General features: G+C 69.3%; 23 protein-coding genes and 1 pseudogene. 13 read left to right on the top strand and 11 right to left on the bottom strand.

What is annotated here, in order from left to right; all coding sequences use genetic code 11:
* Window positions 1-56 precede the first annotated feature (56 nt).
* The gene (locus FHU35_RS16055; RefSeq protein ID WP_145740453.1) at window positions 57-671 is read right to left on the bottom strand and encodes a macro domain-containing protein; all 615 of its coding nucleotides are present in this window, start codon (window positions 669-671) and stop codon (window positions 57-59) included.
* A gap of 173 nt (window positions 672-844) precedes the next feature.
* On the opposite strand from FHU35_RS16055, the gene pheA reads away from it, so the two are divergent.
* The 4 genes and pseudogenes from pheA (at window position 845) to FHU35_RS16040 (ending at window position 3036) form a co-directional block, all read left to right on the top strand.
* A complete protein-coding gene (gene pheA, locus FHU35_RS16050) occupies window positions 845-1768 on the top strand; it encodes a prephenate dehydratase (protein ID WP_145740451.1) in 924 nt (307 codons plus the stop codon).
* Entirely contained in the window at window positions 1765-2412 is a 648-nt protein-coding gene (locus tag FHU35_RS16045; RefSeq protein ID WP_145740449.1) for a histidine phosphatase family protein, read from the top strand. Before pheA ends, FHU35_RS16045 begins: the two co-directional genes overlap by 4 nt.
* A 28-nt stretch (window positions 2413-2440) precedes the next feature.
* Window positions 2441-2668 (top strand): annotated as a pseudogene (locus FHU35_RS29935) (maleylpyruvate isomerase N-terminal domain-containing protein); the annotation flags it as partial.
* Complete coding sequence (locus FHU35_RS16040; RefSeq protein WP_246110349.1) at window positions 2587-3036, top strand: TIGR03086 family metal-binding protein; 450 nt, start codon at window positions 2587-2589, stop codon at window positions 3034-3036. The pseudogene FHU35_RS29935 and the gene FHU35_RS16040, both read left to right, overlap by 82 nt.
* A gap of 45 nt (window positions 3037-3081) precedes the next feature.
* Here FHU35_RS16040 and FHU35_RS16035 read toward each other — a convergent pair whose 3' ends face one another.
* Both FHU35_RS16035 and FHU35_RS16030 read right to left on the bottom strand, forming a co-directional pair.
* Window positions 3082-3432 (bottom strand): metallopeptidase family protein, encoded by a 351-nt coding sequence (locus FHU35_RS16035; protein WP_145740447.1) that lies wholly within the window; start codon window positions 3430-3432, stop codon window positions 3082-3084.
* A gap of 1 nt (window position 3433) precedes the next feature.
* Complete coding sequence (locus FHU35_RS16030) at window positions 3434-4432, bottom strand: septum formation family protein (protein ID WP_145740445.1); 999 nt, start codon at window positions 4430-4432, stop codon at window positions 3434-3436.
* Window positions 4433-4560: 128 nt separating this feature from the next.
* Between FHU35_RS16030 and FHU35_RS16025 the strand changes: the two genes are divergently transcribed.
* The 3 genes from FHU35_RS16025 to serS all read left to right on the top strand — a co-directional run bounded on the left by FHU35_RS16025 (window position 4561) and on the right by serS (window position 8033).
* Complete coding sequence (locus FHU35_RS16025; RefSeq protein WP_186459456.1) at window positions 4561-5238, top strand: hypothetical protein; 678 nt, start codon at window positions 4561-4563, stop codon at window positions 5236-5238.
* Between the two features lie 3 nt (window positions 5239-5241).
* Window positions 5242-6408 (top strand): glutathionylspermidine synthase family protein, encoded by a 1167-nt coding sequence (locus FHU35_RS16020; RefSeq protein WP_145740444.1) that lies wholly within the window; start codon window positions 5242-5244, stop codon window positions 6406-6408.
* 359 nt (window positions 6409-6767) lie between these two features.
* Window positions 6768-8033 (top strand): serine--tRNA ligase, encoded by a 1266-nt coding sequence (serS, locus tag FHU35_RS16015; RefSeq protein WP_145740441.1) that lies wholly within the window; start codon window positions 6768-6770, stop codon window positions 8031-8033.
* Between the two features lie 66 nt (window positions 8034-8099).
* Here serS and FHU35_RS16010 read toward each other — a convergent pair whose 3' ends face one another.
* Both FHU35_RS16010 and FHU35_RS16005 read right to left on the bottom strand, forming a co-directional pair.
* Window positions 8100-8726 carry an endonuclease gene (locus FHU35_RS16010; RefSeq protein WP_145740439.1) on the bottom strand — a complete coding sequence of 209 codons (627 nt, stop codon included), beginning with the start codon at window positions 8724-8726 and terminating at the stop codon, window positions 8100-8102.
* A 266-nt stretch (window positions 8727-8992) separates the two neighbouring features.
* Window positions 8993-9865 carry an LLM class flavin-dependent oxidoreductase gene (locus FHU35_RS16005; protein WP_145740437.1) on the bottom strand — a complete coding sequence of 291 codons (873 nt, stop codon included), beginning with the start codon at window positions 9863-9865 and terminating at the stop codon, window positions 8993-8995.
* Window positions 9866-9983: 118 nt separating this feature from the next.
* Between FHU35_RS16005 and FHU35_RS16000 the strand changes: the two genes are divergently transcribed.
* Window positions 9984-10796 carry an HAD family hydrolase gene (locus FHU35_RS16000; RefSeq protein WP_145740435.1) on the top strand — a complete coding sequence of 271 codons (813 nt, stop codon included), beginning with the start codon at window positions 9984-9986 and terminating at the stop codon, window positions 10794-10796.
* A 123-nt stretch (window positions 10797-10919) separates the two neighbouring features.
* Here the strand turns inward: FHU35_RS16000 and FHU35_RS15995 are convergent, their stop codons facing one another.
* Window positions 10920-11978 (bottom strand): peptidoglycan recognition protein family protein, encoded by a 1059-nt coding sequence (locus FHU35_RS15995; RefSeq protein WP_145740433.1) that lies wholly within the window; start codon window positions 11976-11978, stop codon window positions 10920-10922.
* 132 nt (window positions 11979-12110) lie between these two features.
* Window positions 12111-13352 carry a glycosyltransferase 87 family protein gene (locus tag FHU35_RS15990; RefSeq protein WP_145740431.1) on the bottom strand — a complete coding sequence of 414 codons (1242 nt, stop codon included), beginning with the start codon at window positions 13350-13352 and terminating at the stop codon, window positions 12111-12113.
* 298 nt (window positions 13353-13650) lie between these two features.
* On the opposite strand from FHU35_RS15990, the gene glf reads away from it, so the two are divergent.
* The 5 genes from glf to FHU35_RS15965 all read left to right on the top strand — a co-directional run bounded on the left by glf (window position 13651) and on the right by FHU35_RS15965 (window position 20215).
* Window positions 13651-14841, top strand: a complete 1191-nt coding sequence (glf, locus tag FHU35_RS15985) for a UDP-galactopyranose mutase (protein WP_145740430.1) — start codon at window positions 13651-13653, stop codon at window positions 14839-14841.
* A gap of 1 nt (window position 14842) precedes the next feature.
* Complete coding sequence (locus tag FHU35_RS15980; protein WP_145740427.1) at window positions 14843-16798, top strand: glycosyltransferase; 1956 nt, start codon at window positions 14843-14845, stop codon at window positions 16796-16798.
* 22 nt (window positions 16799-16820) lie between these two features.
* Complete coding sequence (locus FHU35_RS15975; RefSeq protein WP_186459454.1) at window positions 16821-17393, top strand: phosphatase PAP2 family protein; 573 nt, start codon at window positions 16821-16823, stop codon at window positions 17391-17393.
* On the top strand, window positions 17386-18495 hold the full coding sequence (locus FHU35_RS15970) for a decaprenyl-phosphate phosphoribosyltransferase (protein ID WP_145740425.1): 1110 nt from the start codon (window positions 17386-17388) through the stop codon (window positions 18493-18495). Before FHU35_RS15975 ends, FHU35_RS15970 begins: the two co-directional genes overlap by 8 nt.
* A 145-nt stretch (window positions 18496-18640) precedes the next feature.
* Window positions 18641-20215, top strand: a complete 1575-nt coding sequence (locus FHU35_RS15965) for an alkaline phosphatase D family protein (protein WP_145740423.1) — start codon at window positions 18641-18643, stop codon at window positions 20213-20215.
* Window positions 20216-20318: 103 nt separating this feature from the next.
* On the opposite strand, the gene FHU35_RS15960 is transcribed toward FHU35_RS15965, so the two are convergent.
* Genes FHU35_RS15960 through FHU35_RS15945 form a run of 4 tightly spaced genes read right to left on the bottom strand, consistent with a single transcriptional unit; the run spans window position 20319 to window position 26002 of the window.
* The gene (locus FHU35_RS15960; protein WP_145740421.1) at window positions 20319-21581 is read right to left on the bottom strand and encodes an NAD(P)/FAD-dependent oxidoreductase; all 1263 of its coding nucleotides are present in this window, start codon (window positions 21579-21581) and stop codon (window positions 20319-20321) included.
* Window positions 21578-21976 carry a GtrA family protein gene (locus FHU35_RS15955; protein ID WP_145740419.1) on the bottom strand — a complete coding sequence of 133 codons (399 nt, stop codon included), beginning with the start codon at window positions 21974-21976 and terminating at the stop codon, window positions 21578-21580. The genes FHU35_RS15960 and FHU35_RS15955 overlap by 4 nt, the downstream gene beginning before the upstream one ends.
* Complete coding sequence (locus FHU35_RS15950; RefSeq protein ID WP_145740417.1) at window positions 21963-22973, bottom strand: glycosyltransferase; 1011 nt, start codon at window positions 22971-22973, stop codon at window positions 21963-21965. Before FHU35_RS15950 ends, FHU35_RS15955 begins: the two co-directional genes overlap by 14 nt.
* 2 nt (window positions 22974-22975) lie before the next feature.
* Entirely contained in the window at window positions 22976-26002 is a 3027-nt protein-coding gene (locus tag FHU35_RS15945) for an arabinosyltransferase domain-containing protein (protein ID WP_246110348.1), read from the bottom strand.
* Window position 26003 lies beyond the last annotated feature (1 nt).

Here is a 26003-nt window from a genome sequence, read left to right as displayed (position 1 = left end):
TCGTCGGCCGTGCCTGACGGTACTTACTGCCCACCCGTTCCGCCTGGCAACGGGACTCAGCGAAGATCCGCCTGGGCGAACACCTCGTCCCAGGCGGCCGCGACCTGGCGTGCGCACAGCTCCGCTGCGGCACCGCCGATTCCGGTCCCGAGGCCGGGCATCGCGATCGAGTGCACGACGCGGTGCACCGGGGCTCCGTTGTCGAGCGCCGCGCTCGCCCACAGCCGCAGCACCGCGCGCGCCGCGAGGTAGGGGTGCACGGTGTCGGCGGGCAGCGTCTCACCGGGTTCGCGCATCGTGGGCGCGCTGATCAGCCAGATCGGGCTGGGCACGCCGGTGGGGACCAGCAGCGCTTCGCCCACCGGCAGCTCGCCGCCGTGGTAGGCGAGGACGGCGCTGCGCACCTGCTCCTCGACTTCCGGGAAGGTGCGGGCGTACACGGCGTCGATGCCGCCGCGCATCCACCCGTAGGAGTTGGCGGGGCTGACGACGGCGTCCGCCCGGGCGTCGAGAACCGAGCCTTGATGAACGGAAATGCCGGACCGGCTTTCCGCGATCTCGTGCCAGGCCGCTGCCAGCGACTCGTCCAACGCGCAGAGGACGAGCTGCAGCTCCGGCTCCGCTCCTTCTGACGATGAGCGCCCCGAATCTGCGGTCACGCCACACAGCATCGCAGGAATGCGCCGCGTAGTGGCATTGGGTAGGTCACATCTGCGGCGACGTGCCGTTTAGCGGTGAACGGCCCGGCAAGAGCGATCACGGAGCGTCGAAACCCCCGGTGTCCGGTGAAAACCGTTCACGTGGCCGGGTCCGATCGCCGCCGATCGGGCCGTAATCTGGGCGGGTGCCAGAAATCGCCTACCTCGGCCCGCCCGGAACCTTCACCGAGCAAGCGACCCGGCTGCTGACCGCGGACTTCGACGCCGAGCTCGTCCCCAGCGACACCGTGCCGGTCGCGCTGGCCGCGGTGCGTTCCGGGGACGTGCTGGCCGCGGGCGTTCCGGTGGAGAACTCCGTGGAGGGTTCGGTTCCGGCCACCCTCGACGCGCTGACCGACGACGATCCGCTGGTCGCGGTCAAGGAGGTCGTGATCCCGGTCCAGTTCGACGTGCTGGCCCACCCGGATGTGGACCTGGACCGGGTCGAGACCGTCGCCAGCCATCCGCACGCGCTGGCGCAGGTGCGCGGCTGGATGACCGAGAACCTGCCGAAGGCCGATGTCCGCGCGGTCAGCTCGACCGCCGCCGCGGCCGCCGCGGTCGCCGCGGGCGAGTTCGACGCGGCGATCTCCGCTCCGGTGGCCCTCGAGCACTACCCGGAGCTGCGCGCGCTGGAGACCGGCGTCGCCGACGTCCGCGACGCGGCGACGCGGTTCCTGCTGGTCCGCAAGCCCGGCGCGTTGCCGGAGCCCACGGGCGCGGATCGGACGTCGATCTGCGCGGTGATCAGCCACGAGGTCGGCACGCTCGCCGACATGCTGGCCGAGCTGTCGTTGCGCGGCATCAACCTGAGCCGGATCGAGTCCCGTCCGGTCAAGCACAGCTTCGGGCACTACCGCTTTTACCTGGACTTCGACGGGCACGTGGCGGATGCGCGGGTCGGCGAGGCGATGGCGGCGCTGCGGCGGCGCTGCGATTCGGTGCGCTTCCTCGGCTCGTACCCGAAGGCGGACCGGGCGGTCGCGTCGGTGCGCCCGGGATCATCGGAGCAGGCGTTCCGGAACGCGGCCGAGTGGTTGGCCGCAGTGCGTGCGGGGAGGCTCGCGTGAGCGAATTCGAGTTGTCGGCTCCGGAGGGCGTCCGGCTCGTGCTGGCGAGGCACGGGCAGACCCCGGCCAACGTCGCCAAGCTGCTCGACACCCTGCCGCCGGGCCCGGGCCTGACCGATCTCGGCGCGCAGCAGGCGGAGGAACTGGCCGAGCGGCTGGCCGCGCGGGAGGACAAGATCGTCGCCGTGCGCGCCAGCGCCGCGCGGCGCGCGCAGGCGACCGCCGCACCGGCCGCACGGCGGCTCGGCCTGCCGTTGCAGGTGGCGGAGGGGACGCACGAGGTGTTCGTCGGCGAGCTGGAGGGCCTGGGCGGCCCGGCGCTGGCGGTCTTCGACGACGTCTACGCCCGGTGGCACGGCGGCGAGCTCGACGTGCCCATGCCCGGTGGCGGGGAAAGCGGGCGCGATGCGATCAGCCGCTTCCTCGGCGGAGCCCGCGGCGCCCTGGACGGGGTGGCGGAAGGCTCGGTGGTGATGGTCAGCCACGGCGCGATGCTGCGGCTGGTGGCGGGCGTGCTGGTCGAGGAGATCACCGGTGCCGAAGCCGACTCGCTGCACCTGCCCAACACCGGCCTGATCGTGATCGAGTCGGACCCGGAGGCCCGCACCGGCTGGCGCTGCCTGACCTGGGACGGCCTTCTCTAGCGCGTGCCCGCTGTGAAGTGACGCGCGGATGTCGGGGCCGAGCCCTACGGTGCCGTTCATGAGCGACGTGAACGCGCGGATCGGCGCGGTGGCCGGGCAGGCGCTGGACTTCTTCGTGGAAGCGGTGGACCAGGTTCCCGAGGATCGCTGGGACGAGCCGTCCAACCTCGAGGGGTGGAGCGTGCGCGACCTCGTCGGTCACGTCACCGGCAGCGCGACGAAGGTCGCCGTGCTGCTGGAGGACGGCACGACCTGGGACCGGCCGTCCGAGCCCGCCGACTGGGTGCGCGACGACCCCGCGGCGGAGCTGCGCGCGATCGGCGCGCGGTCCCCGACGCCGATCTGGACGCGCCCCGGAGCTCACCGGCGGGCGAGGTTCCGCTGCACCAGGCGCTGGCGTTCCCGATCGCCGATCTGGCCATGCACGGCTGGGACCTGCACCGGAGCTGCGGTCGCTCGGCTGAGCTGCCCGCCGACCTGCAGGTCTTCTGCCAGGAGTTGATCGACTCCGTGCCGGAGGAGGCGATGCGCAGGCCGGGAGGCTTCGCCCCGGCCACCACCCCTCCCGAGAACCCGTCACCCACCGATCGCCTGATGGCCTTCCTCGGCCGCAACGTCGACTAGGAGCTGTTCAAGAACGCGGCGGAACGCAATTCTTCACCAGGTTTCCTAGCCCCAGCCGAGTTCGTGGAGCTTGTCGTCGTCGATGCCGAAGTGGTGCGCGATCTCGTGGACGACGGTGATCGCCACCTCCTCGACGACCTCCTCCTCGTCGCCGCACATCGCCAGCAGCGGATCGCGGAAGATCGTGATCGTGTCCGGCAGGACGCCGCTGTAGGTGTGGTCCCGCTCGGTCAGCGCGATGCCCTCGTAAAGCCCCAGCAGCTCCGGGTCCTCGGGATGGGCGTCTTCGACGAGCACCACCACGTTGTTCATCGCCGTCGCGAACTCCGGTGGGAGCCGGTCCAGGGCGTCGCTCACCAGCTCCTCGAACCGGGTGCGGGTCATCTCCACCGGCATGTCAGCGCGGCTGCTCGGTGGCCGGGGCACCCGGCTCGGTCGACGCCGGGTCGCGGCCCGCCGGGGCGTTGCCCACCTGCACCTGGCCCTTGACGCTGCCGGTGACCGGTGCGAGGCCGCTGCCGTCCTGCAGCTGCGCGCTCAACTTGCAGTTGACCTGCCGCGAACCCGCGGCCCAGCTCTCCTCGGAGAGCGTGTCCCAGTAGACGACCAGGCCCTTGTCCTTGGCCGCGGTCGGCCCGCCCGCGTAGCCCGCGGTCAGCTCCTCGCACTTGCCCGCCAGGAACCCGTCCTGGTCGTTCTCCGGCGGGAAGTTGCCCTGGAACTGGTCGGCCAGGTTGATCACGGCGCTGAGCTCCACCGAGTGCGGCCGCGCGCAGTCCACCGGGTCCCAGACCTGGGTGCCGTTGATGCCCAGGCACCGGCCGGCGGGGTAGACGTTCGACTGGTCCATCTTCGCGGCCTCACCGCTGATCGGGAACAGCTTCCCGGACGGCCCCGGCTGCTGGAGCCCGCAGTGCAGCGTGCGGTCACCGTCGGCCCAGCCCTCCTGGCTGGGGGTGAAGGCGCCGACCGTGAAGCGGCCCTCCTTGTCGAACTTGTCCCCCAGGTACTGGTCGGAGACCTCGATGCAGCGCTGCTGCTTGACGTCCTGCCACTGCTGGGTGGTCGGGAACGGCGCGTTCGGGCCGAACTCGCGCAGGTCGTAGGGGCCGGTGACCTCGAACAGGTGCGGCTCCGCGCAGGTGACCTTGCGGATGTCGGCGGCGTCCGGCTCCGTCCAGTTCAGGCACTCCCCGGCGCGGGTCTCGAAGACGACCTCCGGCGCGGGTGCCTCGCCGACCCCTGCCGGCCCGCTGACCTTGCCGGACTCCGTCGGCCAGTTCAGCAGGAGGCTGACCGTCAGGATCAGCAGTGCGCCGATCGCCGCCGCGACCATCACCAGCTTGGTGTTGGGCGGGTTGCGTCGCGGTTTCGGGGTGCGTGCGGGCTGGGACATCGAACACATGATGCCTGGTCCGGGCTCGCGTCGGCACTCCTGCGCCCCGGAAGTGCGGAGGAAAGGGAACTCATTCGTTGCCGGGCGCGTCCCTTCATTGAGTAGTGTGGGCTCTTGGGAGTGGGTCAATGACTGAGAATGGCGAGCCAGTGGCAGACAACGAGCGGCCGAAGGGGGACTCCTCCCCGGACGAGCCGACCCAGCAGGTGCCTGCGGACAACCAGGGGCAGATCCGCTACCAGGATCCGCAGAGCACGACGCCGCGCGAGCCCACGCTCGCCGAGCAGAAGGCCCGGCAGATGGCCGAGCAGCGCCGCGCCGACGCCGAGCGCGCCGAGCAGGCAGCAGCCGCGGCCAAGACCGCCAAGCGCCGGAAGGCGATGATCGGCGGCGGAGCGACCGTCGGCGTCGTGGCGCTCGTGGCCGCCATGTACTCGGCCTCCGAGGTCAGCGCGTCGGCCAACGCCTCGGAGCAGTTCTGCGCGCAGGAGCAGCAGGGTGGCTCGGCGACGACGGCGGCACCGGAGAACTGCGACGAGAACTACGTGAAGAGCCAGGGCGGCTACGTCGACCACCACTCGGGCTTCGTGTTCATGCCGCTGTTCCTCGGTGGCCCGATGTCGCCGACCCCCTCGTACCGCTACGCCTACACCTCGCCGGGCTCGCCCGCGCCGAGCGTCGGCTCGCCCGTGTCGAGCTCGTCGTTCAACAAGCCGTCCGGCACCACGATCAAGGACTCCAAGGGCTCGACCGTCCAGCGCGGCGGGTTCGGCATCAGCAGCAAGTCCGGTAGCAGCGGGAGCTGACGAGTGAAGCGCACGACCGGGGCCAGGCGCCCGGACTGGCAGTCGAAGGTCGAAGAGCTCGGACTCGTCTTCGGGACCCCGGCGCGCGCCGCCGACGGCAGCAACCGGCCCTACTGGGACGAGGGCGTGCACTACGAGTTCAGCCTCGACGAGGTCCTCTCCCTGGAGGCCGACGTCGAGCTGCTGCACTCCATGTGCCTGGACGCCGTCGACCACGTGATCACCACCGAGCGCTACAAGGACTTCGGCATCCCCGAGTGGGTGTGGCCGCAGATCGCCGAATCCTGGCGCCGCCGCGACCCGCACCTCTACGGGCGCTTCGACCTGCGCTACGACGGCTCCGGCCCCGCCAAGCTGCTGGAGTACAACGCCGACACGCCGACCTCGCTGCTGGAAGCCGCGGTCGTGCAGTGGCACTGGCTCACCGAAGTCCACGACGGCGACGACCAGTGGAACTCCATCCATGAGAAGCTCGTCGAGCGCTGGACGGAGATCAAGCCGCAGCTGGCCACCAACGAGGTGCACTTCACCTGGTCCGGCCAGGAGCACACCGGCGAGGACAACATCACCGCCGCCTACCTCCAGGAGACCGCGGCCGAGGCCGGCCTCAACACCGTCGGCCTGGCCATCGAGGAGATCGGCTGGGACAACCTGCTGGAGCGCTTCGTCGACCTCGAAGAAGCGCCCATGAACACCGTCGCCAAGATCTACCCCTGGGAGTGGATGGTCGACGACGAGTTCGGCAAGCACGCCGTCAGCACGCTGCCCGCCACCCAGTGGGTCGAACCGCTCTGGAAGATGCTGCTGTCCAACAAGGCGCTGCTGGCGATCCTCTGGGAGATGCACCCCGGACACCCCAACCTGCTGCCCACCTACCTCGACCAGCCCGGACTGCTCACCGAGTACGTGCGCAAGCCGCGGCTCGGGCGCGAAGGCAACAACATCACCATCGCCGCGCCCGGCTGGGAGACCGAGACCGCCGGGTTCTACGGCGAAGAAGGATTCGTCTACCAGGCGTTCGACCCGCTGCCCGAGTTCGACGGGATGCGGCCCGCGCTCGGGGCGTGGATCGTCGGGGATGAGTCGGCCGGGTTGGGGATTCGGGAGACGGCCGGGCTGATCACCGATGACGGGGCGGCGTTCGTTCCGCACCGGATTCCGCAGTCCTGATCCCTTTCCTCGACCTCTTTGCCTGGTGGGTTGCGTCTACTGACAAGACTCAGTGGTCTTGCTGCTGGGCGGTGCGGGTCGCGGAACCTCAGACGCCTTCTGGGTCCGGGATCCGAGACTTGAGTATGAACGGATACGCGGCGCTACGGCTGTCCTCCCCAGAAGGCGTCTGAGAACCCGCGGCGGTGCGGGTTGCTCTGGTGGGGTACTGAGAAAGCGACTTCGTCGCTTGCCTGACGTGGGTCGCTTGCCCGGCGTGGGTTTTCTCCTGGCGTGGGTTGCCTGGGGAAATGGTGTTGCTGGGGTTGTGGGCACCCTGGGCACGCCTCGTTCTTGTGGTGCGACTACGCTGACCAGCTGTGATCGACCTGAAGACGCTACGCGAGGATCCGGAAGCGGTGCGCGCGTCGCAGCGCGCACGTGGTGAGGACGCGTCCTTGGTGGACGCGTTGCTGTCGGCCGACGAGCGTCGCAGGTCCGCGGTGTCCCGGGCGGACAACCTGCGTGCTGAGCAGAAGCAGTTCGGCAAGCAGGTCGGCAAGGCCCAGGGCGAGGAGCGCGATGCGCTGCTGGCCCAGGCCAAGGAGCTGGCCGGGCAGGTCAAGGACGCCGAGGCCGAGCAGACCGAGACCGACGCCGAGCTGCTGCGTTTGCAGAAGGCCGTCTCCAACGTCGTCGAGCCGGGCGTGCCGCCGGGCGGCGAGGACGACTTCGCGGTGCTCAAGCACGTGGGCGTCCCGCCGGAGTTCGACTTCGACGTTGCCGACCACCTGGAGCTGGGCAACGGGCTCGGGGCGTTCGACATGGAGCGCGGGGCGAAGGTCGCAGGCGCCCGCTTCTACTTCCTCACCGGCGTCGGCGCGCAGCTGGAGCTCGCGCTGCTGAACATGGCCGCGGCGCAGGCGACGGCCGCCGGTTTCACGCTGGTCGTGCCGCCTGTCCTGGTGCGCCCGGAGATCATGGACGGGACCGGTTTCCTCGGCGCCCACTCCAGCGAGGTGTACCGGCTGGAGGAGGACGACGCCTACCTGGTGGGCACCTCCGAGGTGCCGCTGGCCGGATACCACTCCGGCGAGATCCTGGACTTCGCCGACGGGCCCGCGCGCTACGCGGGCTGGTCGACCTGCTTCCGCCGCGAGGCCGGCTCCTACGGCAAGGACACGCGCGGCATCATCCGCGTGCACCAGTTCAACAAGCTGGAGATGTTCGTCTACTGCCGCGAAGAGGACGCGCACGACGAGCACCAGCGCCTGTTGGCCTGGGAAGAGGAGATGCTGGCCAAGATCGAGGTGCCCTACCGGGTGATCGACACGGCTGCCGGTGACCTCGGTTCCAGCGCCGCCCGCAAGTTCGACTGCGAGGCGTGGTTCCCCAGCCAGCAGACCTACCGCGAGCTGACGTCGACCTCGAACTGCACCACGTTCCAGGCGCGGCGGCTCAACACCCGCTACCGCGACGCCGACGGCAAGACCCGCTTCGCGGCGACGCTCAACGGCACGCTGGCCACCACTCGCTGGATCGTGGCGATCCTCGAGAACCACCAGCAGGCCGACGGTTCCGTCCGGGTTCCCGAGGCGCTGCGCCCGTTCCTCGGCGGTCGCGAGGTCCTCGAACCGAAGAAGTGACGGCCACCTGAACGGCGAAGACCCCGGGTTCCCACCCGGGGTCTTCTGCGTGCGGGGGTGAAGCCCTCAGCTGAGGGCGCTGGCCAGGCTCCGGTCGAGGGTCGCGCGCACGAGGGCGGCGGCCAGCCTCGCGAGCTCGTGGCCCTCGACGTGACGGGCCAGCTCGTCGGGCTCCGTGGACAGCCCGAGCTTCTTCGCGCCGTTGAGCGCCTTGGTGTCGAAGTAGGGGCGCAGTTCCGGCCAGACGAGCTGGGCTTCGCGGCAGAAGATGTCGGCGCCGACCGGCCCCAGCCGCGGCAGGTCCATCAGCAGGCGCCGGACCTCCTCCGGGTCCCCGTTCGCCTTGGACCGCAGCTTTCGCAAGTCACCGCCGTAGCGGTCGAGCAGCAGCTCGGCGCCCTCTCCGAGCGCGGTCGACGTGCTCTCGTCGTAGCGCCGGTAGTGGGCCTGGACGAGGGCGTCCACCCGTTGCTGCCAGGTGGCGTCGAACATCCGCTGCGGGGTGCTCCACTGCGACAGCTCCCGGGCGGCGTCGACCGCGATGCCCGCCTTGATCCGGGTCGACAGCAGCACCGAGAGCACCGAGAGCCGGTACAGCGGAGATGGTTTGTTGGCCAGCGAGATCCCGGCTTCGGTCGCGAAGCTGGTTCCCGCCTCATCGAGCAGGTTGCGGACCTTGGTCTGCGCCGACATCGACACCACCTCCTGCCGACGACGGATACCCGGGTCGGCGGGGCGGCACACCTACAGCTGTTGAGGAAGGCGGCGGAGCCGCTGTTTCAGGTGTGGGACTCAGCTGGCACCGCCGCGGGTTCTGAGCGCCTTCGTGGCGAGTACGCCGCCGACGCCGATGTCCACCCCTGGGTAAGCGGAAGACATCAGGAGCGGCGCACGGAGTCCACGAAGGCGCTCAGGTTCCGCTACCCGCACCGCCACGCAAAACGACTCATAAACAGCTTTTAGAGCTCGGGCAGGACCTCGGTGGCGATCTCCTCGACGGTCGACTCCTTGCCGGCGTACGGGCTCTCGGCCCGCGGCCAGTGCGTGATGACGTCGGTGAAGCCGAGCTCCCCGGCCCGCCCGACCACGTCGCGGAAGTGCTCCACACTGGACAGCGAGAACTCCGGTGCGGCGTCGACCTGCAGGTAGCGGTCCACCCGATTCGGATCGCGGCCCTGCTCGTGGCAGATGTCGGTGAAGCGCAGCGACAGCTCCGCCACCGCTCGCCACCAGCTCTCCGGGTCGTCGCCGCCGCGGCCGGTGGTCACCCAGCCCTGGCCGTACTGCGCGGCCAGCTGCATCGAGCGGGTGCCGTTGGCGGCCACCACGAACGGGACCCGCGGCAGCTGCACGCAGCCGGGCGCGCGGCGCGCCTGGACCGCGGAGAAGTAGGTGCCGTCGTAGTCGGTGACGTCGAAGCGCAGCACGTGGTCGAGGAGTTCGAGGAACTCGGCGAACCGGTCGGAGCGCTCCGGCGGGGAGAGCTCGGCCTGGCCCAGCACGCTCGCGTCGAACCCGGTACCGCCGGCGCCGACGCCGAGGGTGACGCGGCCGTCGGCGATGTCGTCGAGGGCGGTCAGCTCGCGGGCGAAGTGCACCGGGTGCCGGAAGTTCGGGGAGGCGACCAGCGTGCCCAGCCGGATCGTCGAGGTGACGGTGGCGGCAGCGGTCAGCGTGGGCACGGCGTCGTACCAGGCCTTGTCCACCAGGGAGCGCCAGCCGAGGTGGTCGTAGGTCCAGGCGTGGGCGAAGCCGTACTCCTCGGCCATTCGCCAGAGCGGCTCGGCCGCCCACCAACGGTGTTCGGGCAAGATCACGATCCCAACGCGCACGGGTAGACGGTACTGGTCCCGCCCGACGTCGCTCGACCCGATCAGGTGATGAACGTCCCTCGCCGCTTCACCAGCGACTTTGCCCGCACGCCCGGTTCTGGCGGGCATGATGGTCCTCGTGCGTGAACCTGGCCTGGTGGCATCAGACGTGGACGGAACCCTGCTCGGCCCGATGGAGGAGGTCTCCGCCCGGACAGCGGCCACGGCCCGCCGCGTCGCCGCGTCCGGAACGCCGTTCGTCCTGGTCACGGGGCGACCGCCGAGGTGGATGCCGCGCGTGGTCGACGCGCTCGGCGTGTCGGGGATCGCGGTGTGCGCCAACGGCGCGGTCACCTACGACACCGCTGCCGACAAGGTGCTGAGCAGCCACGACATCGACCCGGTGACGCTGCACGACGTGGTCGGGGAGTTGCGGCGGGAGCTGAGCGGCTGCGCGTTCGCCGTCGAGCGCGCCACCACCAGCGCCCGCGACGACCTGCGGGAGCAGTTCCTCGCCGAGGCCGACTTCCACCGCAACTGGAGCAACACCGACATCCGCGTGTCGCCCCTCGACGAGCTGACCGGCAAGCCGGCGATGAAGCTGCTGGTGATGAACCCCGGTCTCAGCAGCGCCGAGTTGGCGGCGGCCACCGGCGAGATCATCGGTGACCAGCTGAAGTCCACCTACTCGGTGGAAACGGGGCTGATCGAGCTCTCCGCCCCGGGCGTGGACAAGGCGTCGGGGCTGGCCAGCGTGGCGGCCGAGCTCGGCGTCGCGCGCTCGGAGGTGATCGCCTTCGGCGACATGCCCAACGACGTGCCGATGCTCGGCTGGGCGGGGCACGGGGTGGCCATGCGCAACGCCCACCCCGACGCCCTCGCCGCGGCCGACGAGGTCACCACCACCAACGCCGAGGACGGAGTCGCCCAAGTCCTCGAACGCTGGTGGTGACCATCTGGTCTCGGGGTCACGTTGCTCGGTGACGCGCGGCAGGGCCCAGTTTTAGTCCAAACCGAGCCATGATCATGCCCGAAATGTCGGCTCAGTTATGACTAAAACTGGGACAGGCCCTGGTCACGCGCCTTCGTGCCGCTGGGCGTTGGTGGCCTGGCTCCGGATCGTGCCCAGGCGGTCGTAGCCGCGCTGGCCCGGGCAGGCCGTGTAGGCCGCGTCGCGGTGGCCGAAGATCGTCGGCAGCGTGACCACCGTGCCCGCCGGGTACTTCGACCCCTTGGGCGCTTCGGAGGTCAGGCGGGTCGTGCCGTCGGCGGGAACGCCCGAGGCCTTCAGCTTCCAGGCGACGACGTCGGCGACCGCGTTGACCGTCTTCGACGACGGCGTCGCACCGTCGTAGTTGCCCATCATCGAGATGCCGAAGGTGTTGCGGTTGAACCCGAGCACGTGACCGCCGATCACGTTGCCGGCGAGACCGCCCGTGCGGCCCTCGAAGACGGTGCCGCACTTGTCGACGAGCGCGTGGTAGCCGATGTCGCCCCAGCCCAGCTCGACCGCGTGGTACTGGTAGATGCCGCGCACGAGCTTGGCCGACTGGTCGCAGGTGTAGTTGTTGGTGCCCGCGGTGTGGTGCACGACGGCGGCCTTGGTGCTGGTCCGCTCGATCGGCCAGGTCATCTTCGACTCGTCGGCGCCCCACTGAGCCCGGCTGATCACCGCTGGCCGGCCCGCGCGCGGTTCGGAGGCCTGCGGCGGGGTCGTCTGCTCGCCGGGGTCGATGCCGATGAACTGCAGCCGGCCGGTGGCGTCCTGGCCCTGCGCGGTCGCGCGGACCTGCACGTCGTTGCTGCGGCCGGTCCACATCGGTTCGCTGCCGCCGCCTTCGGCCTCCAGCGACGTCCACGGGCCCCAGCCGTCGGTCGCGCGCGTGCGCACCTCGACCCGGTCGGGGGCCGGTCCGTCCCAGGTGAACCCGATGAGCTCAAAGGCCTTGTCGCTGTGCACCTCGCGCACCGCGGACCGGTCGGTGGCCACGTCGCGCAACGGGATGTGGATGCTCTGCGTCCCGGACGGTTCGGGGGTCGGCCCGGCGATGCCGGAAGGCCCGGAGATCGGGAGAACGGCCATGGTCAGCAGTGCGGCGGCTGCCAACCGCGGTCGGTGGGCCCGAGAACGCATGGGCAATACCTCGCTTCGGCTGAGGGCGGGTGTCCTTTGTCGACACCCGCTTCGCGACGAAGAACGAGTATGGGTCCAGAACCGATCACTCGCCGTCTGGAATTCCGTTATGCCCGATTCCGCGGGAGGTGTTCAGCGTCCCGGAATCAGAGACCCGCTGGGGAAATCCGGGGAATTCACCGGGCTCCTGCCGAATCGCGCGTAGGCCACCGCAGCGGACACCAGGAATCCGATCCCGATCAACGTGTAGGCGTTGCCCACGATCTGCTGCGAGAAAGTCCAGTCCAGTTCGCGATCCCCGGTGTTGGGCAGGTACCACTGCGGCCCGGCCAGAACCGTGATCGCGGAGATCACCACCGCGATCATCATTCCGTACCAGCGGTTGCGCAGCGCCATCATGAACATCAGCGCGATCGCGGGACCTGCCCACACCCAGTGGTGCGACCAGGAGATCGGCGAGACCAGCAGGATCCACACCGCGTTGAGCACCAGCGCCAGCGGCAGGTCGGCGGTGCTCAGCGCGTAGCGGATGCCCACCACGACCAGCGCGAGCAGCAGCAGCGAGCCGACGATCCACAGCGAGTTCAGCGCGAAGCCGGTCAGCTCCTGCTTGGCCAGCAGGCTGCGCAGCGTCAGGTTGCCCGCGTAGACGGTGCCGAACGAGTCGCCGGTGGACAGCATCTTGTCCAGCCACCAGTCCGCGGAGTCGCGCGGCGCCGCCAGCAGTCCGAGCAGCACGGTGGCGGCGAAGGTGGCCGCGGAGACCGCCATGGCCCGGTAGTCCCTGCGCAGCAGGAAGAACAGCAGGAAGCCCAGCGGCGTCAGCTTGATCGCGGCGGCGATGCCGACCAGCATCCCGCGCGGCCACCGGGTGCGCGGGAGCAGGCAGTCGGCGGCGACCAGACCCATCAGCACCAGGTTGATCTGGCCGTAGTTGAGGGTGTCGCGCGCGGGCTCGATCAGCGTCAGCCACGGCAGCAGCAGCGCGGTGGCGACGGCGATCTTGCCGGCGTGCGGCGCGACGTGCCGCGAGGAGCGGGCCAGCGAGTAGGAGGTCAGCAGGATCGCCAGGTGCGAGCACAGCGCGACCACGACCACGGCGGACGTCTCGGACATCCAGGTCAGCGGCACGAACAGCAGCGCGGCGAACGGCGGGTAGATGAACGGCAACGTCGAGGAGTCCGGGCTCTCCGGGGTCAGGTCGTCGCCGTAGACCTGGTAACCGTTGAGCCACGCGCGCGCACCAAGCCGGTAAATCTCGGTGTCCATGTAGCCGCGGGTGTCGATCCAGTGCACGAACCAGACCGCCAGGACCTCCAGCAGAATTGCCGCCACCAGCAAGTGACGCCCGTCACGGGCGCGCGTCGACCCCACAGCTCACCACCCAGCGTTGCGCGCCCGTCCCGGAGTCTCGGACCTGCGTGAAGGGGTTTCACCGGCGCGTCGGTACGGCGTGATGGTAGTCGTCGTCCGACGCGCCGGGAGCGTCGCCTAACGGGTATTAACAGCCACGAATAGTCGCGGCTATCACCTCGGATGGGTGACGAACTGCCTGGACAGCGAGCAAGAGGCAGTCTTCGGCAGCGATATCGACACTCTTCGTGGTCATATGTAGCCAATAACGTCAACGCGGTTTCGGGGTGTCCTCGCGCTCCAGCTACCCTCGACGACTGTGAGCTTCGCAGGCTATGACCTGATCGTTGTTGGTTCCGGATTCTTCGGCCTCACGATCGCAGAGCGCGCCGCCACCCAGCTGGACAAGCGGGTGCTGGTGCTGGACCGACGTGACCACATCGGGGGCAACGCCTACTCGGAGGCGGAGCCCGAAACCGGTATCGAGGTGCACCGCTACGGTGCGCACCTTTTCCACACCTCGAACAAACGCGTGTGGGATTACGTAAACCAGTTCACCGAATTCACCAACTATCAGCACCGGGTGTTCACCAAACACCAGGGGCAGATTTACTCGTTCCCGATGAACTTGGGTCTGTTGTCCCAGTTCTTCGGTCGTGCGTTCACCCCGGACGAGGCGAAGGCGCTGGTTGCCGAGCACGCGTCCGAGATCGACACCGCGGACGCGCAGAACCTCGAGGAGAAGGCGATCTCGCTGATCGGCCGCCCGCTGTACGAGGCCTTCGTGCGCGGGTACACGGCCAAGCAGTGGCAGACCGACCCCAAGGAACTGCCCGCGGCGATCATCAGCCGGCTGCCGGTTCGCTACAACCTCAACAACCGCTACTTCAGCGACGACTACGAGGGCCTGCCCGTCGAGGGCTACACCGCGTGGTTGGAGAAGATGGCGGAGCACGCGAACATCGACGTTCGGATCGCGACCGACTTCTTCGACGTGCGCGGAGAGCTGCCCGCCGACGTCCCGGTCGTCTACACCGGGCCGCTGGACCAGTACTTCGAGTACGCCGAGGGCGAGCTCGGCTGGCGCACGCTGGACTTCGAGACCGAGGTCGTGGCCACTGGCGACTTCCAGGGCACGTCGGTGATGAACTACGCCGACGAAGAGGTCCCCTACACCCGGATCCACGAGTTCCGGCACTTCCACCCCGAGCGGGACTACTACCCGTCGGACAAGACCGTGGTGGTGCGGGAGTACTCGCGGTCCGCGGAGAGCGGCGACGAGCCCTACTACCCGATCAACACCTCGGAGGACCGGCGCAAGCTGGAGGCCTACCGCGAACTGGCCAAGAAGGAGGCCAAGGAGCGCAAGGTCATCTTCGGTGGTCGATTGGGCACCTACAAGTACCTGGACATGCACATGGCCATCGGCTCGGCGCTGAGCATGTTCGACAACAAGATCGCTCCATACTTCACCGAGGGTCGTTCGCTGGACGGCTCGCTGGAGGACTGACGTGACCGACCGGACCCCCCGAGAGCCCAACGCCGCTGGTGAGAGCAAGCTCAGCGACGTCACTTCGGTGCGCGCAGGGACCTCGGACGTGGCGCCTGAGCAGGTGCTGCAGCGGATCGTGTTCCCGCGTGGCCAGGACCCGCTGGACGTTCGTCCGCTCTACATCGACGAGCCCGAAGCGCTGGCCAGCACGGCGACGGTCGTCTCCCGGCGCAACCTGCGTCTGCCCGCGCACAGCAAGATCTCGCTCGCGTCCTACTTCAACGCCTTCCCGGCCAGCTACTGGAAGCGTTGGACCAAGATCGAAGAGGTCGTGCTGCGGCTGCAGGTCAAGGGGTCCGGTCGGCTCGACGTCTACCGCTCGAAGGTCAACGGCGACAGCGTTCACCTGCAGGGCTCCCCGGTGTCCAGCGAGGACTGGACGGCGCTGGAGTTCAAGGTCTCGCTGCAGCCCTTCGAGGACGGCGGCTGGATCTGGTTCGACCTGTTCACCAACGACGCCGAGCTGGAGATCAGCGACGGTGCCTGGACCACCGAACAGCCGATGCCCCGGCAGCAGGTCGTCGTCGGTACCACCACCATCCGGCCCTCGGAGTGCATCGAGGCGCTGAAGACCCTTGGGGAAGACCCGCAGGTCATGGCCGTGGTGGAGCGGGTCATCGTGGCCGACCAGGGTCCGCAGAAGATCCACGAGGTCGAGGGCTTCGACGAGGCCGCCAAGGCCATCGGCGACAAGCTGCACGTCATTGAGCAGGACAACCTCGGCGGTTCCGGCGGTTTCGGCCGGGTCATGTACGAGGGCATCCACAACTCCACCGCCGCCCAGGTGATGGTCATCGACGATGACATCGCCCTGGAGCCGGACGGCGTGCTGCGGGCCAACGCCTTCGCCCGCGCCGCCACCCAGCCGGTCATCGTCGGTGGTCAGATGCTCAACCTGCAGGCCCGTTCGCGGCTGCACACCATGGGCGAGGTCGTCGACCTCGGCCAGGGAATCTGGCGCGCGGCGCCGGGCGCGGTCACCGACCACGACTTCGCCAAGAAGCCGCTGCGCAAGACCAAGAAGCTGCACCAGCGCATCCACTCGACCTACAACGGCTGGTGGATGTGCCTGTTCCCGCGCGAGATCATCGAGCGCACCGGGCTGCCGCTGCCGCTGTTCATCAAGCACGACGACTCGGAGTACTCGCTGCGCGCGGGCGGCCACGGCTACCCGACGGTGACGCTGCCGGGTGCCGCGATCTGGCACATGCCGTGGACGGACAAGAACGACGCCACGGACTGGACCGCCTACTTCCACACCCGCAACCGGCTGATCCTGGCCGCGCTGCACAGCCCGGAAGAGGTCAAGAACAACATCGTCAAGCAGGGCCTCAAGCTCACGCTGCGGCACCTGCTGTCGATGGAGTACTCCACGGTGGCGGTCCAGCAGAAGGCCATCGAGGACTTCATGAAGGGCCCGTCGGGCCTGTTCGACAGCCTGCGCTCGGCGCTGCCCGAGGTTCGCGAGCTGCGCAAGGACTACGCCGACGCCACGACGTTGCCGTCGGCGCGGGAGTTCCCGCCGCCGACCGCTGATCCGATCATGGCCGAGGGCATGCTCAACCCGCCGGTGAACCCCGCGGTGATCGCGGCGCGCGCGTCCAAGGCGCTGCTGCACAACCTCAAGGAACCGTCGCACGAGGCGTCCGACCGGCCTCAGCTCAACGTCCCGGCCGCTGCGGCGCGCTGGTTCCTGCTGGGCAACCTGGACAGCGCCACGGTGTCCAACGCCGACGGGAGCGGTGTGGCGTTCCGCCGCCGCGACCCGGAGACGTTCCGGCGGCTGGGCCTGGAGGCGCTGGCCAACTACAAGCGGCTCGGCCAGGAGTGGGCGAGGCTCCGCGAGGAGTACCGCGCCGCGCTGCCGGAGCTGACCAGCGCGGAGTCCTGGAAGCAAGTCTTTGATCCCCAATGACGCCGACTTTCCCGGAGACGAAGTGGCAGAGCTGACTACGCTGATCGCCCCCGAGGACGTGACCGACCTCAAGCACGACGAGGAGGTCACGGCCGAGACCATCGCGCTGCGCAAGGTGCAGGGCGCGTTGGCCAAGCCCGCGGTCGTCAAGACGGCGCACGCGATGTCGCTGTTCGGTGAGCACGCCGCAGGCTGGCTGGCCATCGGCGCCGTCGGTGCGCTGGTCGACCGCAAGCGCCGTGGTGAGTGGGTCACCGCCGCGGCCGGGGTCGCTGCCGCGCACGCGGCGTCGATCGCGGTCAAGCGGGTGGTCCGCCGCCCGCGCCCGAAAGACCCCGAGATCCAGGTGCTGGTCGGTACGCCGAGCCAGCTGAGCTTCCCGTCCTCGCACGCGACGTCCACGACGGCCGCCGCGGTGCTCTACGGCGGGTTGACCGGCAAGAAGCTGACCCCGGCATTGGTGCCGCCCATGATGGTCAGCCGTCTTGTCCTGGGGGTTCATTACCCGAGCGATGTGGTCGCCGGTTCGGCGCTCGGCGGTGCCGTTGCGCTGGTCACCCGGCGGTTCATGAGACGGCGGAGGAACCGTGCCTGACAACAAGCAAGCTTCGGCCGACGTGGCCGACGCCGCCGAGGCGGTCGAGGCGAAGAAGGCCTCTGAGGACACCAGTGCCTCGAAGAAGGCCGAGGTGGAGGCTGACGCGGAAGGGACCATCGGCGCCGAGTTCGGCGACGAGGTGCTGGAGGCGGAGCCGGAGAAGACCAACGACGAGAAGGACAAGTCGTCGGACGCCTACCACGCGAAGGTGACCTCGAAGGCGGGAACGCCTGCCGGTCTGCTGACCGGTCTGGTCAAGGAGCTTCGCCCCAAGCAGTGGGTGAAGAACGTCCTGGTGCTGGCCGTGCCGTTCGCGGCGGGCGCGATCCTGGACCCGGCCATCCTGCTCGACGCGGTGATCGCGTTCGTGGTGTTCTCGATGGCCGCTTCGGGCATCTACTTCGTCAACGACGCGATCGACGTCGAGGCGGACCGGCAGCACCCGACCAAGCGCAACCGCCCGATCGCGGCCGGCCTGATCCCGGTGCCGATCGCCTACGTGGTGTGCGTGCTGCTGCTGGGCGGCTCGCTGCTGATCTCGGGTCTGACGAGCATGCAGCTGCTGGCGGTGATGGCGCTCTACATCGCGGTGCAGCTGGGCTACTGCTTCGGTCTCAAGCACCAGCCGGTGATCGACCTGTGCATCGTGGCCTCCGGGTTCCTGCTGCGCGCCATCGCCGGTGGTGCGGCGGCGAACCTGGTGATCACCCAGTGGTTCTACCTGATCGTGGCGTTCGGCTCGCTGTTCATGGTGGCGGGCAAGCGCTACGCCGAGGTGAAGCTGGCGGCTGAGACCGGCGCGAAGATCCGCAAGTCGCTGAAGGCGTACTCGCCGTCGTACCTGCGGTTCGTGTGGGCCATCGCGGCTGCGATCACGATCATGACCTACTCGCTGTGGGCCTACGACATCCGCGAGTTCGAGATGTCGCGCTGGGGCCTGATCTCCATCGTGCCGATGGTGATCGCGATCCTGCGGTACGCGGTGGACATCGACAAGGGCGTCGCCGGTGAGCCGGAGGAAGTGGTCCTCAAGGACAAGGTCCTGATGGTGCTCGGCGTGATCCTCGCCGGTTGCCTCTTCCTGGCGTTCTACCTGTAAGCAGCGTTTCGTCGAAGTCCCCGGTCACTCCTGTGGCCGGGGACTTCGTCGTTCGGCACGCTGTGTTCACGGTCGATCACCGGTGCGTTCATCCGGGCCGGTGAGAGTGGTCGTCGTTCCCGAACCCGATGGAGGACCGACCCCGATGGACAAGTCCGATTCGCTGTTCTCCCGCCGCGGCGTGCTGATCGGTGGCGCTGCCGGTGCGGCCGCGCTGACCGTCGCCGCCGCCCCTTCCGCGCTGTCGCTGCCGGGCGCCGGCGCGACCCGGCGAGGTGAGGTGTTCACCCTCGGCGTGGCCTCCGGTGATCCGCTGCCGAACGGTTTCGTGCTGTGGACGCGCCTGGCCGCCGACCCGCTCGCCGAGGACGGTTCCGGCGGCATGCCTGCCAAGACCATCCCGGTGCAGTGGGAGGTCGCCGAGGACGAGAGGTTCACCCGCGTCGTGCGGCGCGGTGAGGCGCAGGCGGCACCCGAGATGGGCCACAGCGTGCACGTCGAGCTGGAGGGCCTGCGCCCTGGGCGCGACTACTTCTACCGGTTCCGCGCGGAGGGCTCGGTCTCGCCGGCCGGGCGCACCCGGACGGCTCCGCTGCCGGGCACGATGGGCGAGCTGTCGATGGCCTTCGCCTCCTGCGCCCAGTACGAGCACGGTTACTTCACCGCCTACCGCCACCTCGGCGACGAGCGTCCGGACCTGGTCCTGCACCTGGGCGACTACCAGTACGAGTACCAGGCGGGCGACTACGAGATCCCGGGCGGCAACGTCCGCGACCACGCCGGTCCGGAGACCGAGACGCTGGCCCACTACCGGCAGCGGCACGCCCAGTACAAGACGGACGCCGACCTGCAGCACGCGCACGCCGCGGCCCCGTGGGTGGTGGTCTGGGACGACCACGAGGTGGACAACAACTGGGCGGACGAGGTCTACGAGCACCCGGACGAGCCGCAGCCCCACTTCCGGGAGCGCCGCGCGGCCGCGTTCAAGGCCTACTACGAGAACATGCCGCTCCGCCGCGCCCAGCTCCCGCAGGGCATCGACCTGCGGCTGTTCCGGCGGATCGAGTGGGGTTCGCTGGCCACCTTCCACATGCTCGACACCCGCCAGTACCGGGACGACCAGGTCGGCAACGACGAGTTCCCGACCCAGGACCCGGCACGGCTGGACCCAGCGCGCAGCCTCACCGGCGCCGAGCAGGAGCGCTGGCTGCTGCAGGGCCTGCGCTCCTCGCGGGCGCGCTGGGACGTGCTGGGGCAGCAGGTCATGTTCGCCGAGATCGACTACCTCAATGGCCAGGAGAGGGCCTTCAACCCGGATGCCTGGGACGGCTACGTCGGCTCGCGGCAGCGGGTCATCCGGGGCTGGAAGCAGGCGCGCACGCGCAACCCGGTCGTCCTGACCGGCGACGTCCACACCCACTGGGCGAACGAGGTCCGCGATGGTGAGGACGTCGTGGCCACGGAGCTCACCGCCACCTCCATCACCAGCGGCGGCGACGGTTCGGCTGAGCTGACGGAGAAGGAGAAGGCCTACCTGGCCGAGAACCCGCACGTCCGCCTCTACAACAACCAGCGCGGTTACATCTCCACCAAGATCACCGAGACGGAGATGACGGCGACCTACAAGGTCCTGCCGCAGGTCTCCAAGCCCGGAGCCCCGGTGCACGACCTCGCCACGTTCACCATCCACGATGGCACCCCGGGCCTCGACGAGTCCTGACCCGGGGCGCTACCTCGAAGTTCGAGTACCGGAGTGTGGTCCCGTACGGGGTGGGGGAAGTTCTCATGAGAACTTCCCCCACCCCCACACGAAAACGAGAGCCTCAGCGGAGTCCGAGGCTTTCGGTGATCTGGTGGGCCATGGCGATGGCGTAGGACTGGCCGCGGTCCTGGGGGTAGATCTGGGACATCGTGGCCAGGGTGACGCCCGGCATGTGCGTCTTGTGCGGCGGGATGAGCGACCGGTAGGTCGGGGTGACGATGGGCTGGGCGAAACCGGCCTTGGAGAAGTGCCAGTTCTTGATCCAGGACTCGTCGAACTCCGGGTTGAGCCGCTTGAGCCACGGGACGTACGCCTGCAGCAGCTCGGCCGGGTCGGTGGTGAACCGCCAGTCATCGCGCGGAACGTAGTTGCCCACGTAGACGATGTGGTTCCCGTGGTACTCCTGCCGGTCGACCATGTTCGTGTGCTCGACGACCGCCAGGAACGGGAACTCCGGGTCGTTGATGTTGAGCCAGTAGTGGGGGATGACGCTGCGGTCCACCTCGAGGATGAAGCAGGTCGCGCCCAGGTACTGGTTGCGCCAGAGCACGTCGTCGGACTCGATGTCGGCGGCCTTGGCGAAGGCGGGCTGCGGGACCGTGACGATGAGGTGGTCGAACTCGTAGGTGCTGCCGTCCGAGGCTCCCACCAGCACCGACTCCGAGGGCTGGGTGATGGACGAGACCGGCTTGGTGAACTCGATCTTCCCGCCGCGCTCGGTGACCGCCTCGGTCAGCGCGCGGTAGACCTGGTCGAAACCGCCGTGGACGTAGCCGAGTTCGAAGGTGCGGCAGTGGATCCTGGCCCACAGCCACGCCATCGAGATCTCCTCGGCGTGCTCGCCGAACTTGCCCTGCAGCAGCGGTTCCCAGATCGTCGCCGTGACGTTCTTGCCCGCCCAGCGCCGCATCCAGTCCAGTGCGCGGACCCCGTTGAACCGGGAGCCGTCGCGGATCACCTTCAGCGCCGCGGCCGACGCGCCGAACCGCAACCGGTCGAGCATCGAGAACTCGGGGAACTTCAGCATCTCCAGCGGGGTGCCGAAGTCGTGCAGCTCGCCCTTGAAGTAGACGCCGGTGGTCGGCTTGTGGAACCGCAGCTTGTCGCTGAGCCCGAGGTCGTCGATGAGCTCGATCATCGCCTCGTCGCTGCGGAAGCTGTGGTGGTAGAAGCGCTCCAGCGGGGTGCCACCGACCTCGAGCGACGCCGCGAGCCCGCCGAGCTCGGCGGAGGCCTCCAGCACCGTCACGTCGTGTCCGGCGCGCACCGCGTCGAAGGCCGCGGTCAGCCCGGTGGCGCCGGCGCCGACGATCCCCACTCTCATCCGAAACTCCACCTCTTGTTGATCGTGTACTGGAACAGCAGGACCACCGGGAGGCTGGCGAGCTTGACCAGGTTCGCGTCGATCCCGATCCCCGTGGAGAACACCGCCAGCAGCAGGAACGTCAGCACGATCCCGGCGATGCCCACAGCGTAGAACCGCAGGAACCGCACCACGATCCGGTCCGTCTTGCGGAAGTTGAACAGCGAGTTGAGCACGAAGTTGTTGGTGATCCCGGCTGTCGTGCTCAGCACGTTGGCCAGCTGGTGGTGCATCCCGACGTAGTTGAACAGCACCAGGAACAGCAGGTAGTCCAGCAGCACGCCGCTGCCGCCGATCACCGTGTAGAGCAGCAGTTCCCGGCTGATCAGCCGGGGACGCGGCTCAATCTTCGTCATGCCGGATCACATCCCGGACGATGTAGAGGGGTCGTTGTTGCACTTCGCTGTAGATGCGGCCGATGTAGCTGCCGATGACTCCCAGCGACAGCATCTGCAGCCCACCGAGGAACAGCATCACGACCATCAGCATCGTCCACCCCGAGACGGTGACTTCGGGGAAGAAGAGCCGCAGCGTTACCGAGTAGATGATCCCCAGAAACGCCAGGGCGAGGGCCGCGAACCCCATCCGGGTGATCAGCTTGAGGGGTGCGGTGGAGAACCCGGTGACGCCGTCGGCGGCCAGCCGCAGCATCTTGCGCATCGGGTACTTGGTCTCGCCCGCGAGCCGCTCGTCCCGGTCGAAGAGCAGTTCCTGCTGGTTGAAGCCCATCGAGGCGACCATGCCGCGGATGAACCGGCTGCGTTCCCGGAAGCTGCGCAGCTCTTCGGCGGCACGTCGGTTGAGCAGCCGGAAATCGCCCGTGTCGACGGGGATGTCGACGTCGGAGCAGCTGCGCAGCACCCGGTAGTAGGCGTGCGCGGTGGCGCGCTTGAACGGGGTGTCGCGCCGGGTCCGCCGCCGGGCCTGCACGACCTCCGCGCCGGCCAGCCAGGCGTCGATCATCTCCAGGCTCACCCGCGGCGGGTCCTGCAGATCGGTGTCCATCACGATCACCGCCTCGCCCGCGGCGTAGTCCAGGCCCGCGGTGATGGCGATCTGGTGGCCGAAGTTGCGCGCGAAGTCGATCACCCGCACTCGCGGGTCGTTCTTCGCCACGTCGTGCAGGATGCGCAGCGAACCGTCGGCGGAACCGTCGTTGACGTAGATGAACTCGAAGTCGAACTCGGGCCGCTGCGCGACAGCGGAGGTCAGCTCGGTGTGGAAGTGCTTGATCCCCTCGGCCTCGTTGTAGACCGGCAGCACGTAGGAGATCAGTTGCGGTGCCTCGGCATCGGAGGTTCGTGCCTGCTGCGGTACCGGTATCCCGACCTCGTGGCGCATCGTGTCGGCCATGGTCACTCCCCTCGCCAACCCCACCGTGGAGCTTGAACGCGGTGGACGTCGAATCGGTTGCCCGGGTAGGGGTATTGCACCTGGATGAGGTGGCCCCACTCGGAATATTCGGGTGTTTTCTCGTAACCGTTGAGCCTCGTCGGGATCTCCTCCTGCGCACCGACGTCGCGAACCCCGGCGAACGCCCCGCCGATCCCGCGCTCGAACGCGGCGGTACCGCCGAATCCCATCGAGCCGGGCGGCGTGATCAGGTAGGCGGGCGCTTCGACGAGACCACCGCCGACCTGCGGGAGATCCCGCAGGCACGGCATGTTCCAGGTCATCGACCAGTCGACGTAGGTCGGGGCCCGGTCCTGCATGTACTCGGTCAGCGGGATGACCTGCCGGAGCCGAGGGCCGCTGACCGCGAGCCAGCCGGCCGGATCGGTCGTGCCGTCGGTCGCGGTGATGCGGACCTGCTCGGCGCCCGCGGGGATCTGCGCGGGGGACAGGTGCATGTCCCGCCAGCCCGGGTGGTCCTGCGGCTCGTCCTCGATGACGTGGTCGGTCGGGTAGGTCTCGCGCTCGTCGGCGTCCATCCAGGTGTCGTCCAGCACGACCTCCCGGGTACCGCCGGGACCGGAGAACTCCAGCGCGACCCGGTTCCCGTCGCCGCTGCGCCCGGCCACTCCGAAGGCGAGCTCCTGGTCGGGGGCGAGCGCGGGCAGCGGGAACCAGCCCGTGGTCAGCGTCCCCGTGTTGATCTGCCCGCCGGTCAGGCTTCCCCACACGGGGACGTTCTCGGGCGGGGTGAAATCCGGTGCGAAACCGGTTCCTTCGGTGAACCCGGCCATCTCGGCGCCGTCGCCGCCGGGCAGCGGGCGCAGGTCCGGGGTGACCACGATCTTGTCGGCGATGCCGCAACTCCCACCGCGCGCTGCGGCGATGCCCTGCCCGCCGATGGAGTAGGCGTCGCCCTGCCGGATCGGAGCGACCGCGAAGGAACCCAGCACGACCGTCACCGCCACCCCCATCGCCGTGACGCAGACCAGCATCGGCGCGCGGATCAGCGCGCGTCGCACTCGGTCGTCGCCCTTCCCGGCCAGCGCGGACGCGGCCACCAGCAGCCCGGCGATGAGCAGCCAGCTCAGCGGGTTGTTCAGCGGCCGGACCGGGCTCTCGCCCCAGAGCACCCCGTACTGCGAGTGCAGGAACCAGTTGTTCTTGCCGGAGAACACCAGCGCCGCCGCACCGACGGCGAGCACGGTTCCCACCAGTCCGGCGACGAGCACCGCTCGGTCCCGGCTCGCGGTGACAGCGGCGACGCCGATCAGCACCGCGCCCGCGGTCAGAGTAGCGGCTCCCACGCCGGCGAGCGCGCCGAAGTAGTGCGTCCACTTCGACGGCGTCAGCGTCATCAGAGCCATGCTGATCAGCAACGACGCCACCGGCACGTGCGCGAACCGCAACCCCGCCCCGCCCAGCGGACCGCGGTCCTGCTCGCCGTGATCCCCGCGGTTCACGCGGTGGGTGCGCAGCAGGATCGCGGCGCTGAAGGCCGCGACGACCAGGGTGAGCAGGATGGCGGCGCGGCGGGCGACGTCGCCCTGGAGGTCGAAGCCCAGCAGGTACTGCCAGCGCGTCACCTCCTGGAACCACGGCACGTCGGGTCCGTAGTAGCCGTGCAGGTCGGTGGCCTTCGCCGCGCCGAACAGGGACTGGTCGGCGAACATCACCACCAGGCCGAACGAGGCGATCCCGGCCAGCAGCGCGGCCACCCCGACCCCGGCCATCCGCCACAGACGGGGCGCGAGCACCACGAACGGGGCGATCGCGGTGATGCCCATCGGGTTGATCGCGATCGACAGCCCCGCGGCCAGGGCGGCGACGCCGAGCCACACCCGCCGCTCGGTGCGCGCGGCCTGCAGCACGACGGCCAGCACGACGGTGAGCCCCAGCGCTTCGAACGCCTCCGGCCGCACGCCCATCCCGAACGGCAACCACCAGGACAGGAAAGCCAGCGCGGCCAGCGCGCGGACCAGCGGCCGGTGGTGCTGGCCGGGCATGGCCGCGCCGAGCACGCCCCGGCTGAGCACCAGCCAGGTCACCAGCGCGGCCAGGATGCTGGGAATGCGCATGGCCAGCGGGTTCTGGTTCCAGTCGGCGACGTGCATCAGCATCTGCTGGACCAGCGTGAAGGGCGCCTCGGAGGCGTTCTCCCAGCGGTAGTAGTTGCCGATGTCGCCGGTGCGCAGCCCGTTCTGCGCGGTCACCGAGGCGAACGAGTCGTCGGGACCGTTCGGGCCCACCAGCCACCAGCCGGCCAGGACCGCCACCAGGCCGAGGTCGATGCCGTAGCCGAGCAGGCGGTGCAGGGGGCGCTGGACCGGGCGCTCGATGTCCCTGCGGCGTCGTCGGTCCAGCACCGCCAGGATCGCGAAACCCGCTGCCACCAGCACCACCTGGACGGCGATGAGCAGGAGTTTCGCCTGCGCGGGCGAGGTTTCGAACCAGTTGGCGGTGACCACCTCGACCTGGGTTCCGGTGGCCTGGTCGGGGGAGAGGTCGGTGGTGAACGCGACGATGTCGCGGATCCCGGCCGGAACCGAGGCGGTCCGGTCGCCGATGCGCGCGGTCGTGCTGGACGGCCCGCCGTCGATGGACACGTCGCAGGCCTCGCCGATCGGCGCGCGCAACGCCTCCCGGCCCGCGACCAGGGCGATCACGTGGTCCTGGGCGGTGGTGATCGCGAACCCCTCGGTGGGCTGGCCGGGAGGTCGGGACGACACCAGGGTCGTCGACTCGCCACGTTCCTGACCTGCTCGGACGACCTCGCACGGAACTCGGACGTGCACCTGGTCCGGGTGGTAGGGCACGACGAACGCGAGCGTGCTCTCCGGCGGCTGACCGGCCATCGGCCAGGTGACCGTGACCCGGTCGCCGACGACCGGGGCGAACGGGACGGCGATGGCCGCCAGCACGGCGAGAACGCCGAGGATCAGGCCGAGGGCGCTCGCGACGCGCCGGCGGGGGCGGGGTGCGGCGGGCATC

Origin of the sequence: Saccharopolyspora dendranthemae, from assembly GCF_007829955.1 — a bacterium.
GTDB lineage: Bacteria > Actinomycetota > Actinomycetes > Mycobacteriales > Pseudonocardiaceae > Saccharopolyspora > Saccharopolyspora dendranthemae.
This window is presented reverse-complemented; position numbering and strand designations above follow the sequence as displayed.

What these genes read in the sequence shown, in the direction of transcription:
- FHU35_RS16025 (WP_186459456.1), top strand. Translation starts at nt 4,561, where the DNA reads ATGACTGAGAATGGCGAGCCAGTGGCAGACAACGAGCGGCCGAAGGGG.
- FHU35_RS15995 (WP_145740433.1), bottom strand. Translation starts at nt 11,978, where the DNA reads ATGCGTTCTCGGGCCCACCGACCGCGGTTGGCAGCCGCCGCACTGCTG.
- FHU35_RS15945 (WP_246110348.1), bottom strand. Translation starts at nt 26,002, where the DNA reads ATGCCCGCCGCACCCCGCCCCCGCCGGCGCGTCGCGAGCGCCCTCGGC.
- FHU35_RS15965 (WP_145740423.1), top strand. Translation starts at nt 18,641, where the DNA reads ATGGACAAGTCCGATTCGCTGTTCTCCCGCCGCGGCGTGCTGATCGGT.
- FHU35_RS15955 (WP_145740419.1), bottom strand. Translation starts at nt 21,976, where the DNA reads ATGACGAAGATTGAGCCGCGTCCCCGGCTGATCAGCCGGGAACTGCTG.
- FHU35_RS16035 (WP_145740447.1), bottom strand. Translation starts at nt 3,432, where the DNA reads ATGCCGGTGGAGATGACCCGCACCCGGTTCGAGGAGCTGGTGAGCGAC.
- FHU35_RS16010 (WP_145740439.1), bottom strand. Translation starts at nt 8,726, where the DNA reads ATGTCGGCGCAGACCAAGGTCCGCAACCTGCTCGATGAGGCGGGAACC.
- FHU35_RS16030 (WP_145740445.1), bottom strand. Translation starts at nt 4,432, where the DNA reads ATGTCCCAGCCCGCACGCACCCCGAAACCGCGACGCAACCCGCCCAAC.
- FHU35_RS15960 (WP_145740421.1), bottom strand. Translation starts at nt 21,581, where the DNA reads ATGAGAGTGGGGATCGTCGGCGCCGGCGCCACCGGGCTGACCGCGGCC.
- FHU35_RS15950 (WP_145740417.1), bottom strand. Translation starts at nt 22,973, where the DNA reads ATGGCCGACACGATGCGCCACGAGGTCGGGATACCGGTACCGCAGCAG.
- FHU35_RS16055 (WP_145740453.1), bottom strand. Translation starts at nt 671, where the DNA reads ATGCTGTGTGGCGTGACCGCAGATTCGGGGCGCTCATCGTCAGAAGGA.